Raw genomic sequence first — 13770 nt, 5'->3', positions numbered from 1 at the left:
GCGGCGGCGGAAACCGGGCGCGTGGCCGTATTCTTGATCGTGGAGGGCGAACCATACCCCATGCGATTGCACAGAGTCGCATCGGGAGTTCGCGACGAGGAAGGAACGGCGTGACCGAGACGACGGCCGAGCTCGCCCGTTCTGCCACGTCCGACTTCGCCGCCGCGGCCGCCATCGCGGCCGCCGCCGCCCGGGCCTCCGCCGCCCAGCCCACCGTTCCCGTCGATCTCGGCATCATCCAGCCGCGCCGCCGTCTGGGCCTCTCCGACCTCAAGGTCTTCCCCCTGGCCCTCGGCGGCAACGTGTTCGGGTGGACGGCCGACCAGGCCGAGACGACCTCCGTGCTCGACGCCTACTTCGATCTCGGCGGCAACTTCGTCGACACGGCCGACTCCTACGCCGGGGGTCGCAGCGAGATCATGATCGGATCGTGGATGCGCTCCCGTCGATCACGCGACGACATGGTCGTGTCCACCAAGGTGGGCAAGAGCGCCGACAACCCCGGTCTGACCCCCCGCGCGATCGAGCGGGCCGTCGACGCGTCCCTCGAGCGGCTCGGAACCGACCGCATCGACCTGCTCTACTTGCACGTGGACGACACCGAGGTGGCGTTCGAGCGCACCCTGCTGGCCGTCGACCACCTCATCCGGGTGGGCAAGGTCCGATGGTTCGGCGGTTCCCACCACTCGGGCAACCGCCTCTACGAGGCCCGCATCGCGGCGGGGATGCTCGGAATCGCCCCGATGGTGGCCCTGCAGAACCAGTACAACCTTCTCGACCGGTCCGAGTACGAGAAGGGCCTGGCGCACGTCGCCGCGCAGCAGCGACTCGCCGTCATGCCGCGCTTCGCCCTCGCCAGTGGGTTCCTCACGGGCAAGTACCGTTCGCGCTCCGACTTCGCCCACAGCCCCCGTCGCCGGGCGCTCGCGAAGTACTTGTCCAAGAGGGGCCTCAAGGTCGTGCACGAGCTGGACCGCATCGCGTCCGTCCACGAGGTCTCGAGTGCTGCGATCGCGCTGGCCTGGTTGCTCGCCAAGCCGAACGTCGTGGCACCGGTGGCCAGCGCGACGAACGCCAAGCAGGTCTACGAACTCGCCCAGGCCGCGCGGGTGCAGCTCACACGCAACCAGGTCCTCGACCTCGACCGCGCCTCGGCCTGACCGCCAGGCGACGTGGTCGGCCCGTACCTGGGGGTACCCGACGACGACGTCCGCGGGGACGGCGCCACGGTGACGCGCTGCCGGGACAGCGCCCATGGTGACGTCGATGTGCTGCGTCGTCCGCCGATGACCTAGGCGGCGACGAGGAGCCGCTCCGCCGTGCGGCGCAGGGAAGCCGCCGCGGCGATGGCGTCGCCGGCGTAGGCGCCCACCTGGGCGCCGTCGAGGGCGAGGACGAGATCGTCCGCTGCGTCGCCCGGCAGGGGGTGGCCCGCGACCTTGAAGAGGGAGACCATCTCGGCCGTCAGCCACTCGCGGTGCTCGGCGATGGCGAGACGGACGGGGTGGGTCGGATCGCTGAACTCGGACGCCGCGTTGGCGAAGGCCGAGCCTCGGAACGACACGGTCTGGAGTCGGGCGCCGACCGCCTCGAGGTACGCCTCGAGGGTCGCGCGGCCCCCGTCGTGGGCCTCGACCAGGGCGGACAGCTCGGCCGCCTCGAGGTCGTGACGACCGGCGAGGTACTCGAGCACGAGGGTGTCCTTCGCGCCGAAGTGCTTGTAGAACGTCGCCTTGGTCACCGACGACTCGGCGATGAGGCGGTCGACGCCGACGACGCGGACGCCCTCGTCGTAGAACAGGCGATCGGCGGTCGTCAGGACGCGGGATCGGGCACCGGGGACGGGGGAGTCGGCGCGAGGGCGACCAGGGAGACGCTGGACGGCCGGTTGGGGGGAATCGACCGTCACAGCGTGGCTCCTTGGGACGTCTCGGCTAGAAGCCGCGTGGGGGACGCGCGCTCCGGACCTTCTGACGACGTCCGACCAGCCGCCGACGACGACCATCAGGGGGGATGGGGTCGTCGTCGGTGGTCTGACTCTAACACCGATGAGGACAAACAGAGTTGTCTGTTTGTCCTCAGAATCGTCCCCCAGTTCGGGTGCCAGCCGTCCCGTGGGGCTCACGGACTACCGCAGGGGAGGTCGCCTAGGCTCGACATGATGAACGGCCCTGTCTCCTTCCCGCTCGACGAGGTCGAGATCTCCTTCCGCGCCACGGGCGACGCGCTGGTGAGGCGCACCGTGCTGCCCTCGGGCGTCCGGGTGCTCAGCGAGCGCATGCCCGGGGCGCGCAGCACGACCATCGGCCTCTGGGTCGCGGTCGGGTCCCGTGACGAGTCGGACGCCGAACGGGGGTCGACCCACTTCCTCGAGCACCTCCTCTTCAAGGGCACCCCGACCCGTTCCGCCCTCGACATCGCGGTGTCGTTCGAGTCGGTGGGTGGCGAGCACAACGCCGCGACGGCCAAGGAGTACACCTGCTACTACGCCCGGGTGCGCGACGTCGACCTCGACGACGCGATCGACGTGCTCACCGACATGGTGACCTCGTCGACCCTCGACCCGGCCGAATTCGAGACCGAACGTGGGGTGATCCTCGAAGAACTCGCCATGGCGGAGGACGATCCCGCCGACATGGCCGGTGAGCGGCTCTTCGAGTCGGTCTTCGGCGACCACCCGCTCGGTCGTCCCATCGGGGGTTCGCCCGAGAGCATCCGTGCTGCGGCCCGCGACGACGTGGATCGGCACTACCGCGCGAACTACCGTCCGCAGGATCTCGTCGTGTCCATCGCCGGGGCGGTCGACCACGACCGAGCACTCGAACGGTTGACGGCGGCGCTCGACCGGGCCGGGTGGCCCACCGAGGCGGCGTCGCCCGTGCCCCGTCGCGACGACGCGCCCGTCGGGCTCGTCGCGGGCGAACCGCTCCAGGTGATCCGGCGTCCCCTCGAGCAGGCCACCGTCCTGCTGGGGCTGCCGGGCATCTCCGTCGGGGACGACCGTCGACCCGCCCTGGCCGTGCTGAACTCGGTGCTCGGCGGGGGCATGTCGTCTCGACTGTTCCAAGAGATCCGTGAGCGCCGTGGACTCGCCTACTCGGTCTACTCGTTCGCCCCGAGCTACTCCGACGCCGGTCTCTTCGGGCTCTATGCCGGGTGCACGCCCGCCAACGCCGGTGAGGTCGCCCGGCTCATGCTCGGCGAGCTCGAAGGCCTCGCCACCGACGGCATCACCGACGACGAGCGCCGACGAGCCCTCGGCCAACTCGGAGGGGCGGCGGCCCTCGCCCTCGAGGACAGCGACACCCGGATGAACCGCCTTGGTCGAGCCGAGATCTCGACCGGTGAGTTCGTCGACCTCGACACGTCCCTCGCCCGGGTCGAGGCCGTGACGTCCGACGACGTCCGGACGTTGGCGGACCGCCTCCTCTCCGGCCCCTTGTCGACCGTGCTGGTGGGCGAGGTCGACGAGACGTCCTTCCCGATCCCGACGACGACGTCGGGAGCGACCCCTCGATGAACCAGGAGACGACGGTGTCCCATTACCTCTACCTCGTCCGGCACGGCGAACAGCAGGACGCCGAGCACGGACTGCCCGACGGTCCACTGAGCGAACGGGGCAAACGCCAGGTGCGCCTCCTCGCCGAGCGCCTCGGGGGAGTCCCCTTCGACGCAGCGTGGCACTCCCCGCTCGAGCGTGCCGAAGAGACGGCCGCGATCATGACCGAGCGCATGCCGGCACTCGAGTCACAGCCGTCGACCCTCCTCTTCGACTGCGTGCCGTCCGGTCCGACGGCCGACATGCCGTCGTCCTACAAGCCGTTCTTCGGCGGGGTCACGGACGAGCAGATCGAGGCCGGGCAGGCCCAGATGTCCGACGCGGTCGCCGAGTGGCTCACCCCGGCCCGAGAGGACCGCCACGATCTCCTCATCACGCACAACTTCGTGATCGGGTGGTTCGTCCGCGAGGTGTTCGGAGCACCCGACTGGCGGTGGATGGGCGTCAACCAGGCCAACGCCGGGTTGACGATCATCCGGGTGCGATCGGCGAAGCCGCCGGAGCTCGTGACGCACAACGACCTCGGGCACCTGCCCGTCGAGCTGCGCACCGGCCTTCCGGTCGAACAGCCCTTCTGACCTCTTCGTCCGCCGGTGCCACCCCCCTCAGGCGGTCCCGCGCGGGTCCTCTGCCCGGACGGCCTTGCCGTACCACGTCGTGGCGTTCGGGTTCGCGTTGTAGGGCTCGATCGTCGCGTATCCCGCGCTGCGGTAGAGCCCTCCGGCAGCCGCCAGGCTGTCGTTCGTGTCGAGCACGATCTCGTCGGCCCCGAATGCGGACGCCCGACGTTCGAGTTCGTCCAGCAAGGCCCGACCGAGACCCAGTCCCCGGCCCGCGGGACGCACGTAGAGGTGCTTGACCTCGTACCGCACGGCCCCCGAGGCCGAGGGGGCGATGAGTCGGATGCCGCCGCACGCGATCGGCTCGGAGGCCCGACCCGCGTCCGGGTCGGCCGCTTCTCCCTCGACGACGACGAACACGCCGCCCGGCGGCACGAAGGCCGTGGCGTCGGGCAGGGTCGTCGTGTACGTGCCCTGTGCCGAGGGGAAGGTGCTCTCGCGCTCGGTGAAGTACTCGGTCAGGAGGGCGGCGGCATCGGGGGAGGAGACGCTCTTCTCGCGGAACCTGGGCATGCCGTCCATGCTAGGTCGCGGCGCGGCCCGGTCCGTCGTGGTGCCCCCGGTAAGTTGGACGGCATGACTTCGCGCATCGCCGTGGTGGGAGCCACCGGCACCCTCGGTTCGTTCATCGTCGACCTCGTCGAGCGCACCCCGGGGCTCGAGCTCCACGCCGGTCTCTCGTCCCGCGACGATCTCGACGACGTCCTCGGGGCCGACCTCGTCGTCGACGTCACGCACCCTGCCGTCAGTCCGGGGATCGTCGAGCACGTCGTCCGCGCGGGCATCCCGGTGCTCGTCGGAACCTCGGGCTACAACGCCGAACGCCTGGCCCGTCTCTCGACGGTCGTCTCCGACGCGGACGGCCCCGGCGTCCTGGTGGTGCCGAACTTCTCGATCGGTTCGGTGCTCGCGACGCGGTTCGCCACCCTCGCGGCGCGCTTCTACGAATCCGTCGAGATCGTCGAGGCGCACCATCAGGGCAAGGTCGACTCGCCGTCGGGCACGGCCGTGCGCACGGCGGAACTCATCGCCGAGGCTCGTCGGGACCTCGGCCCGGTGTCGGCGCCGCACGCGGACCAACGGGCCAGGGGTCAGCAGGTGGCGAGTGTGCCGGTGCACAGCATGCGCCTGCGCGGCGTCGTCGCGAGGCAGGAGGTCGTCTTCGGCGGTGACGGCGAGACCCTCACTCTCACGCACGACACGCTCTCGCAGCGCGCGTACGAGAAGGGGCTCCTCGTCGCCATCGAGGCCACCCCGGGCGTGACCGGGGTCGTCGTGGGGCTCGACGCCGTCCTGCCCCTCGAATCGTGAAGGGGCGTGCGGCCGCGCTCCTGATGGCGCTGCTCCTGCTCCTCTACGTCGTGCTGGTCGGTCAGCGGGCCGTCCTCTTCCTGTCGACGGGCGAACCGGTCGCCATCGCGCTCGGCGTCGCCCTGCTCGTCCTCCCCCTCCTGGGATTGTTCGCCTTGGTGGTCGAACTGCGCTTCGGTCTGCGCACACAGCAGATCGTCGGGCAACTCGCGGCCGAGGGCGGATTGCCGGTCGACGACGTGCCACGGCGTACCTCCGGTCGGTACGAGCGCGAGGCGGCCGACGCGGCGTTCCCCGCCTACAAGACGGCCGTCGAGGCGGCACCCGACGACTGGCGCGCGTGGTTCCGCCTGGGCCTGGCCTACGACGCCTGCGGTGACCGCCGACGAGCTCGTCAGGCCCTGCGCTGGGCCATCAAGCTCCGGCGCGAGACGGCCGGCTGAACCCGCCCGCCCGAGTCGTGCCCGTGCTCAGAGCGCGTCGACGAACGCGGTCAGCGCGTCCTCGACCGTGCGGTGCCTGAAGGTGAAGCCGTCGCGCTCGAGCACCTCGGGCACGACCTGCTGGCTCGGCAGCAGCATCTCCCGCCCGGCCTCCTGCATGGCGGTCGAGATGACGGCCTCGGGAACGCCCAGCAGGTAGGGACGGTGCAGGTCGGCCGCCAGGGTGCGCGTCACGAGATCGCTCGTCGCCGGCGTGGGGCCGACCAGGTTCACGGGTCCCGAGACGGACGACGTGAGGAGGTGCACGATCGCGGCGGCCTCGTCGTGCAGGCTGATCCAGGGCCAGAACTGGTCGCCGGTGCCGAGTCGCGAGCCGAGCCCCAGCTTGGTGAGCGGCAGCAGGGGCTTGAGCGCGCCTCCTCCGGGGCCGATGACGATGCCGGTCCGCAGCATCACGACGCGCGTGGCCTCGGGGGCCTTCCGGGCGGCGGCCTCCCAGGCGACGACGACGTCGCTCAGGAACCCCTCACCCCGGCCGCTCGACTCGATGAGTCGTTCGCCGGGCCGATCGCCGTAGACGCCGACGGCCGAGCCGCTGAGGAACGTCGAGGGCGCCGTGGACGCCGCCGCCATGCCGTCGACGAGCGTCGACGTCGCGGCCAGACGTGACTCGAGGATCTCGCGCTTGTACCCGGCCGTCCAGGGCAGACGACCCAAGGAGGCGCCGGCCAGGTTCACGACGGCGTCCGCGCGGGCGATCAGGTCGTGGTCGACGATGCCGGCGCTGGGCACCCAGGTGTACTCGTCGTCGGCCCGGGGTTCGCGACGCACCAGCGAGAGCGGACGGTGGCCTGCCTCGCGCAGCTGGCGGGTGAGTTCGGTGCCGATCATGCCGCTGGCGCCGGAGATCAGGACGGTGAGTGCGTCGGTCATGGGGACACCGTATTCCGGCCCGCTGGGGGAGCGTCCGCCGGTGGCGCGGGCGCTTCCCGTCGGGAGCGCCCTGCGAGGTAGAGTCGACGCCGTGCCCGAGACCGAAGCCACCCCCGCCGTGCCCTCCGACAAGACCCCCGAGTTCCGTTCCGACGTCACCGTCGAGCTGGTCCGCTCGAGTGCCCACGACTCCGACGTGCTGTTCGCGGCCCGGGTCTCCACCATGGGCGAGCTCACACTCGACGGCGCGCAGGCGTCGGCCGACGGGGCCCAGGCGACCAAGGGTGCCGGCCTGATCAACTACCTGATGCGCGACCGTCACGGCTCGCCGTTCGAGCACAACTCGATGACCTTCTACGTGCAGGCGCCGATCTTCGTCTTCCGCGAGTTCATGCGTCACCGCATGGCCAGCTACAACGAAGAGAGCGGTCGTTACCGCGAGCTGAACCCGGTCTTCTACGTCCCCGCTCCCACGCGCAACCTGCAGCAGGTCGGCAAGCCCGGCGCCTACGACTTCCTGCCCGGCACACCCGAGCAGTCCGCGCTGGTCGACGAGGCCACCCGCGCCGCGTCGGTGCAGGCGTTCGAGGCCTACCAGCGCATGCTGGACGCCGGCATCGCCCGCGAGGTCGCGCGGATCGTGTTGCCGTTGAACATCTACTCGTCGATGTACGTGACCGTGAACGCACGGTCCCTGATGAACTTCCTGAGCCTCCGGACGAAGCGCGAGGGCACCCACTTCCCGTCGTTCCCGCAGCGCGAGATCGAGATGTGCGCCGAGAAGATGGAAGACCTCTGGGCCGAGCTCATGCCGCTCACCTACGCGGCGTTCGGGGCGAACGGGCGCGTCGCCCCCTGACGGCCGTCGTCGCCGACGCGACCGGCGCCTCCTGACCGGGGCGTCGGACGCCTCACGAGGAGGTCGGGCCCGACGCGAGCCAGTACGCTGGAGGGCGTGTCGAACATCAGCAACCCCTTCGGTCAGGTCCTCGTCGCCCTCGTGACGCCGTTCACCGCTGACGGCGAGGTCGATTGGCCTGCTGTCGAGAAGCACATCGACGACTGCATCAGCGCCGGGGCCGACGGCATCGTCGTCACGGGCACGACGGGCGAGACCAGCACGCTGACCGACCCCGAGAAGCTCCGACTCGTCGAGGTGGGCAAGTCGGTCGCCGCAGGCCGGGCCAAGATCATCACGGGTGGCGGGTCGAACGAGACGGCGCACGCCATCCAGCTCTACAAGGCCAGCGAGAAGGCCGGCGCCGACGGCGTCATGATCGTCACGCCTTACTACAACAAACCCACGCAGGCCGGTGTGCTCACGCACTTCCGCATGATCGCCGACGCGACCGACCTGCCGGTCATCCTGTACGACATCCCGGGCCGAACCGGCATCCCGATCAAGTACGAGACCCTGCTCCGGGCCGCCAAGCACCCGAACATCGTCGCCGTGAAGGACGCCAAGGGCGACTTCGCCGAAGTCAGTCGGGTCCTGAACCAGACCGACCTCCTCTACTTCTCGGGCGACGACGCCAACGTGCTGCCCCACCTCGCCATCGGCGCCTCGGGCCTCATCGGCGTCACCGCGAACATCGCCGCGGCGCCGTACCGCACCATCGTCGACGCCGTGAACGCCGGCGACCTGCACACCGCGACCGAGGCGCACCAGATGCTCGAGCCGCTCGTGCGCGCCGTCATGACGCACGTGCCGGGCACCGTCGCGGCGAAGTACATCCTGCACGGCCTCGGTCGCATCTCGAGCCCCCGCGTGCGCCTCCCCCTGGTCGGCCCGGAAGACAGCGAGGCCGCCCTGATCGAGGACGAGCTGTCGCACGTGGGCTCGATCCCCGGCCTCGACCTCAGCCGCTTCCGGCCCGACCGCAACGCGGCGGCCGGCGGTGCGCTGCCCAAGGTGCACGGCACCACGCGCTGACCTCCTGATCCCCGCCGACGACGTCGTCGGCCGCAGACCTCCCGCACAGAGGGGCACGAGCCCCACGCCAACCGAAGGAACAGATGCCCACGACAATCCACGCCCCCCGAGAACTCGCCAAGGGCACGCTCCGCGTGATCCCGGTCGGCGGGCTCGGCGAGATCGGCCGCAACATGACGGTCTACGAGATCGACGGCAAGCTGCTCATCGTCGACTGCGGAGTGCTCTTCCCCGAAGAGCACCAGCCCGGCGTCGACCTGATCCTGCCCGACTTCTCGCCCATCCGTGATCGCCTCGACGACATCCTCGCCGTCGTGCTGACGCACGGCCACGAGGACCACATCGGCGCTGTGCCCTACCTCCTGCGTCTCCGCAAGGACATCCCGCTGATCGGTTCGCAGCTGACGCTCGCGCTGATCGAGGCGAAGCTCAAAGAGCACCGCATCACGCCTTACACCCTGGCCGTCAAAGAGGGTGGGCGCGAGTCGCTCGGGCCGTACGACCTCGAGTTCATCGCGGTCAACCACTCGATCCCGGACGCTCTCGCCGTCGCCATCCGCACGTCGGCCGGCACCGTGCTGCACACCGGCGACTTCAAGATGGACCAACTGCCGCTCGACGACCGCATCACCGACCTCCGGGCGTTCGCCCGCCTCGGTGAAGAGGGCGTGGACCTCTTCCTGCCCGACTCGACGAACGCCGACGTGCCCGGGTTCACCGCGCTCGAGCGGGACATCGGGCCCGTGCTCGACGACGTGATCCGCCGGGCTCCGCGTCGCGTGGTCGTCGCGAGCTTCTCCAGCCACGTGCACCGCGTCCAGCAGGTGCTCGACGCGGCTCACGCCAACGGTCGCCGCGTGGCCTTCATGGGCCGCTCGATGGTCCGCAACATGGGCATCGCGGCCGACCTGGGGTACCTCAAGGTGCCGGACGGCGTCCTGATCGACGCCAAGAAGGCCAAAGACCTTCCCGACGACCGCATCGTCTACATGAGCACCGGGTCACAGGGCGAGCCGATGGCCGTCCTCGCCCGCATGGCGAACCTCGAGCACCAGATCGAGATCGGCGCGGACGACACGATCATCCTCGCGTCGAGCCTGATCCCCGGCAACGAGAACGCGGTCTACCGCGTCATCGACGGCCTCACCAAACTCGGGGCCAAGGTCGTCCACAAGGGCAACGCCAAGGTCCACGTCTCGGGGCACGCCTCCGCCGGCGAGCTGTTGTACTGCTACAACATCCTGCGGCCGAAGAACGTCATGCCCGTCCACGGCGAGCACCGGCACCTGTACGCGAACGCGGCGTTGGCGGTCCGGACCGGCGTGCCGCAGAAGAACACCATCCTCGGCGAGGACGGCATCGTCGTCGACCTGCGCGACGGAGTCGCCGAGGTCGTCGGCCAGCTCGACATCGGTTACGTCTACGTCGACGGCTCGACCGTCGGCGAGATCACCGACGCCGATCTGAAGGACCGCCGCATCCTGAGCGAAGAGGGCTTCATCTCGGTCTTCATCGCGATGGACGCGTCCACGGGCCGTGTCGTGGTCGGACCCGAGATCCAGTCGCGTGGCTTCGCAGAAGACGAGCGGGTCTTCGACGACGTCAAGCCCAAGATCATCGCGGCCCTCACCGAGGCGGCGGAGAACGGCACGCGCGACACGCATGCCTTCAGCCAGGTCGTGCGGCGCACGGTCGGTCGCTGGGTGAACACGCAGCACCGTCGTCGTCCGATGATCGTGCCGGTGGTCATCAGCGCCTGACGCGCAGGCACACGACGACGGCCCACGGAAGACCCCGTGGGCCGTCGTCGTACCCCGGGCGCGAGGCCGGCACCCTGATGGTCCTCGAGGAGGGCATCGCGGGCCCGCAGTCATCCTCGGGGGTGAGGCGGCGACACCCGGTGCGTCGATACGGTGACGTCTGACACGTCAGTACATCGACCGGGGGTAGCCGTGCGCATCGCCAAAGTCTGGGTCTTCCCGATCCTGCGCATCCTGATCTTCGTCGCCATCGCGGCGGCACTCGTCAAGCTCGCGTTCTTCGCGGCGCCGGCCGTCGGCGACGACACCGTCGCCGTGCCGACCGGCGAGCTGGTCGAACCACAGGTCGCCGTGGCCGTCGGCACCATCACGAACGACGTGGTGGTGGACGCGAGCGTCGTCGCCGACCCCGCGGCTCCCGTGCCCGCGACGCTGGCGGGCACGGTCACCGGCGTCGACGTCGTCAAGGGACAGGCGGTCGCGGCGGGGGACCGACTCGCGACGCTCCGGTCCGAGACGCCGCAGGAGCCCCTGGTGGCCGCCGACGGCACCGTGACCGAGCGCAAGCCGATCGTCAAGACCGCCGTCATCACGGCACCCGTGGCCGGGACGATCTCGGCCGTCGCGGTGATCAAGGACCAGACGGTCGTCGTGGGTGACGCGGTCGCGCAGGTCGCGCCTCCCACCTTCCACGTGACGGGGTCGCTCGCTGCCGACCAGCTGTACCGGCTCGTCAGCCGCCCGACCGAGGGTTCCGTCGCGATCACCGGGGGACCGGCGCCGTTCCCGTGCACGGCGCTCACCGTCGGGGGGAGCACCCCCTCGTCCGCCGGGGTGGACGACGGCGGGGACGCCGGGGCGCCGACGGGGGACTCGTCGGGCCAGAGCGTCTCCTGCGTCGTGCCGGGCGACGTCACCGTGTTCAGCGGACTCGCCGCCAGGCTGACCATCCCTGCCGGTGTCGCCACCGACGTCCTGACCGTGCCCCTCACGGCCGTGGAGGGCGCGGCGGGCAAGGGCGTCGTCTCGGTCGTCGGAGCGGACGGTTCCACCGAGGAGCGCGACATCACGCTCGGCATCAACGACGGCACGATCGTCGAGGTCACGGGTGGCCTCGCCGAGGGCGACCAGGTGCTCGAATTCGTCCCGGGTGCCGCCGCCGCACCACAGGGCGACTGCGTCGACCCGGCCACGGGCGCGGACCTCTGCGGCTGATGGCGCTGATCAGGCTGGAGGCGGTCACCAAGACGGTGCCCCTCTCCGACGACCGGACGCTGGACATCCTCACGGGCGTCGACCTCGAGGTCGACGCCGGCGAGCACGTGAGCATCGTGGGTCGTTCGGGGTCGGGCAAGTCCACGCTGCTCAACATCCTCGGGCTCATCGACGAGCCCACCACGGGGACGCACTGGTTCGACGACGTCGACGTACGCTCGATCCGGCGCGGTCGGCGCGACCGGCTGAGGGGTGCCCAGGTCGGGTTCATCTTCCAGCAGTTCAACCTGCTCCAGGGGCGCTCGGCCCTCGAGAACGTCATGACCCCCCTGCTCTACTCGTCGGGTTCCGAGTTCTGGCGTCGCCGGTCCATCGCGGGCGAGATGCTCGAGCGCGTGGGTCTCGGTCACCGGGCCGACTCCATGCCCCATCGCCTGTCGGGTGGCGAACAACAGCGCGTCGCGATCGCCCGGTCGCTCGTGCGGCGGCCGCGCGTCATCCTCGCCGACGAACCCACCGGTGCCCTCGACGTCGAGACGGGCGCCGGGGTGATGACGCTGCTCGACGGCATCGCAACCGAGAACGAGGCCGCCCTGGTCACCATCACCCACGACCTGGCCGTCGCCGCCCGGGCCTCGAGGCACTACCAGCTCGACACCGGTGTCCTCTCGGCGTCGGTCGACGGAGCTCTCGGAACACCGACGCCTACGTCGTCGTCTGCCGCGTCGACGTCGTCCTTGCGTGACGAGGTCGACGCGTGAAGCGTGTGGTGGCCGACGTGGTGGGGGCTTTCGCCGAGGCCTGGGCCGAACTGCGCGTCAACAAGCTCCGCGTGCTGCTCAGCCTGATCGGCGTCGCAGTCGCCGTCGCGGCCCTGACCGGCGTGGTCGCCCTCGGCGGGCTCGCCGAGCAGTCCTCCCGCGAGAACGCGGAGCGGTTCGGTGGCCGTCCCGCGAACTACTACGTCAACGCCTACTCCAACGGTGCCACGTCGCCGAGCACCAAGGCGATCGCGGACGCCTTCGCCACGACGACGGCACGCTACGGGATCGAGCAGACCAGCCGCGTCGTGTACGGCAATCGAGCCGTCCAGCTGCCGGACGGGGTGACCGAGGTCGGGGCCGTCACGGTCGACGTCCCCTACGGCGAGATGCACCGGGTCGTCATGACGGAGGGGTCGTGGTTCACCGACGGGGACGCGTCACGTCTCGCGCCGCCCGTCATCGTCAACGAGGTGCTCTGGCGGCAGCTCGGCTCCCCACCGTTGTCGTCGCATCCGACCCTGCTGGTCCGAGGGGCGGACTCGGCGACGCTCGTCGTCACCGGAGTCTCGGCCGCGACCGAGTACGACGGTCCGCAGATGTACCTTCTGCCGATCACCGACCACGACCTCGCGCTGGCGAGCTACGGCGCCGAGACCCCGCAGTACGAGATGTGGCTGCCGCCCGAGACCAGCGATGCCCTGAGCGCTCAGGTGGCGTCCGACATGGGGGCCAGCCTCGGCGACGACGTGCAGGTCGACGTGTCGCGACAGGACTACGCCGCAGGCGGCGACGCCGACCCCTTCGGTCCCATCAAGCTGATCATCACCGGGGTCGGTGTGCTGGTGTTGTTGCTGGGCGGTCTCGGCCTCGTCAACATCGCGCTCGTGACCGTCCGTCAGCGCATCCGCGAGATCGGCGTGCGCCGGTCCTTCGGGGCCACGGCTCCTCGGGTCTTCTTCTCGGTCATGCTCGAGAGCGTCGTCGGCACGGTCGTCGCGGGAGCCGTCGGCGTGATGGTGGCCGTCCTGGTCGTCGAGAACCCGACGGTCCAGGGCTTCATCGCGCAGGGCGCCGTCAGCGATCTCCCGCCGTTCCCGGTCGAGGCGGCCCTGATCGGTCTGGCGTCGGCCACGGCGATCGGAGCGGTGGCCGGTCTCCTGCCTGCTCTCGTGGCGATCCGCGTCAAGGTGATCGACGCCATCCGCTACTGACACACACCGGAGCACCTCCGG

14 protein-coding genes are annotated in these 13770 nt (G+C 70.4%); 11 read left to right on the top strand and 3 right to left on the bottom strand.

Translation table 11 applies throughout. The features are described from left to right. Nucleotides 1–110: 110 nt before the first annotated feature. The gene (locus IFT79_RS00270; RefSeq protein WP_173152353.1) at nt 111–1160 is read left to right on the top strand and encodes an aldo/keto reductase; all 1050 of its coding nucleotides are present in this window, start codon (nt 111–113) and stop codon (nt 1158–1160) included. Nucleotides 1161–1291: 131 nt separating this feature from the next. Here IFT79_RS00270 and IFT79_RS00265 read toward each other — a convergent pair whose 3' ends face one another. Continuing rightward, a complete protein-coding gene (locus IFT79_RS00265) occupies nt 1292–1909 on the bottom strand; it encodes a TetR/AcrR family transcriptional regulator (RefSeq protein WP_056048127.1) in 618 nt (205 codons plus the stop codon). 252 nt (nt 1910–2161) lie between these two features. On the opposite strand from IFT79_RS00265, the gene IFT79_RS00260 reads away from it, so the two are divergent. Both IFT79_RS00260 and IFT79_RS00255 read left to right on the top strand, forming a co-directional pair. After that, entirely contained in the window at nt 2162–3520 is a 1359-nt protein-coding gene (locus IFT79_RS00260; protein ID WP_173154709.1) for a M16 family metallopeptidase, read from the top strand. A gap of 14 nt (nt 3521–3534) precedes the next feature. After that, nucleotides 3535–4137, top strand: coding sequence for a histidine phosphatase family protein (locus IFT79_RS00255; protein WP_056049062.1), 603 nt, complete (start codon nt 3535–3537; stop codon nt 4135–4137). 27 nt (nt 4138–4164) lie between these two features. Here IFT79_RS00255 and IFT79_RS00250 read toward each other — a convergent pair whose 3' ends face one another. Further along, on the bottom strand, nt 4165–4692 hold the full coding sequence (locus IFT79_RS00250; RefSeq protein ID WP_192122630.1) for a GNAT family N-acetyltransferase: 528 nt from the start codon (nt 4690–4692) through the stop codon (nt 4165–4167). A gap of 63 nt (nt 4693–4755) precedes the next feature. On the opposite strand from IFT79_RS00250, the gene dapB reads away from it, so the two are divergent. After that, nucleotides 4756–5490 carry a 4-hydroxy-tetrahydrodipicolinate reductase gene (gene dapB, locus IFT79_RS00245; protein ID WP_056048121.1) on the top strand — a complete coding sequence of 245 codons (735 nt, stop codon included), beginning with the start codon at nt 4756–4758 and terminating at the stop codon, nt 5488–5490. A 23-nt stretch (nt 5491–5513) separates the two neighbouring features. Beyond that, nucleotides 5514–5933, top strand: a complete 420-nt coding sequence (locus tag IFT79_RS00240) for a tetratricopeptide repeat protein (RefSeq protein ID WP_192123093.1) — start codon at nt 5514–5516, stop codon at nt 5931–5933. 27 nt (nt 5934–5960) lie between these two features. On the opposite strand, the gene IFT79_RS00235 is transcribed toward IFT79_RS00240, so the two are convergent. Next, complete coding sequence (locus IFT79_RS00235) at nt 5961–6866, bottom strand: TIGR01777 family oxidoreductase (RefSeq protein ID WP_192122629.1); 906 nt, start codon at nt 6864–6866, stop codon at nt 5961–5963. Between the two features lie 91 nt (nt 6867–6957). On the opposite strand from IFT79_RS00235, the gene thyX reads away from it, so the two are divergent. The 6 genes from thyX to IFT79_RS00205 all read left to right on the top strand — a co-directional run bounded on the left by thyX (nt 6958) and on the right by IFT79_RS00205 (nt 13749). Beyond that, nucleotides 6958–7725: an FAD-dependent thymidylate synthase gene (gene thyX, locus IFT79_RS00230; protein ID WP_277960301.1), complete on the top strand. Its 768-nt coding sequence runs from the start codon at nt 6958–6960 to the stop codon at nt 7723–7725. Between the two features lie 96 nt (nt 7726–7821). Continuing rightward, nucleotides 7822–8799: a 4-hydroxy-tetrahydrodipicolinate synthase gene (gene dapA, locus IFT79_RS00225; protein ID WP_173152341.1), complete on the top strand. Its 978-nt coding sequence runs from the start codon at nt 7822–7824 to the stop codon at nt 8797–8799. An 83-nt stretch (nt 8800–8882) separates the two neighbouring features. After that, the gene (locus IFT79_RS00220; RefSeq protein ID WP_043596674.1) at nt 8883–10559 is read left to right on the top strand and encodes a ribonuclease J; all 1677 of its coding nucleotides are present in this window, start codon (nt 8883–8885) and stop codon (nt 10557–10559) included. 192 nt (nt 10560–10751) lie between these two features. Further along, entirely contained in the window at nt 10752–11774 is a 1023-nt protein-coding gene (locus IFT79_RS00215) for a hypothetical protein (protein ID WP_192122628.1), read from the top strand. Next, the gene (locus IFT79_RS00210) at nt 11774–12535 is read left to right on the top strand and encodes an ABC transporter ATP-binding protein (protein WP_159826822.1); all 762 of its coding nucleotides are present in this window, start codon (nt 11774–11776) and stop codon (nt 12533–12535) included. The genes IFT79_RS00215 and IFT79_RS00210 overlap by 1 nt, the downstream gene beginning before the upstream one ends. Then, nucleotides 12532–13749: an ABC transporter permease gene (locus IFT79_RS00205; RefSeq protein WP_342211728.1), complete on the top strand. Its 1218-nt coding sequence runs from the start codon at nt 12532–12534 to the stop codon at nt 13747–13749. Before IFT79_RS00210 ends, IFT79_RS00205 begins: the two co-directional genes overlap by 4 nt. Nucleotides 13750–13770: the final 21 nt, after the last annotated feature.

Origin of the sequence: Frigoribacterium sp. CFBP 8759, assembly GCF_014841655.1 — a bacterium.
GTDB lineage: Bacteria > Actinomycetota > Actinomycetes > Actinomycetales > Microbacteriaceae > Frigoribacterium.
The sequence above is the reverse complement of the archived record's forward strand: the minus strand, read 5'-3'. Positions and strand labels throughout refer to the sequence as shown.

Coding starts and splice junctions, on each gene's coding strand:
- IFT79_RS00260 (WP_173154709.1), top strand. CDS start 2,162: ATGAACGGCCCTGTCTCCTTCCCGCTCGACGAGGTCGAGATCTCCTTC.
- IFT79_RS00250 (WP_192122630.1), bottom strand. CDS start 4,692: ATGCCCAGGTTCCGCGAGAAGAGCGTCTCCTCCCCCGATGCCGCCGCC.
- dapB (WP_056048121.1), top strand. CDS start 4,756: ATGACTTCGCGCATCGCCGTGGTGGGAGCCACCGGCACCCTCGGTTCG.
- IFT79_RS00240 (WP_192123093.1), top strand. CDS start 5,514: ATGGCGCTGCTCCTGCTCCTCTACGTCGTGCTGGTCGGTCAGCGGGCC.
- IFT79_RS00235 (WP_192122629.1), bottom strand. CDS start 6,866: ATGACCGACGCACTCACCGTCCTGATCTCCGGCGCCAGCGGCATGATC.
- IFT79_RS00220 (WP_043596674.1), top strand. CDS start 8,883: ATGCCCACGACAATCCACGCCCCCCGAGAACTCGCCAAGGGCACGCTC.
- IFT79_RS00210 (WP_159826822.1), top strand. CDS start 11,774: ATGGCGCTGATCAGGCTGGAGGCGGTCACCAAGACGGTGCCCCTCTCC.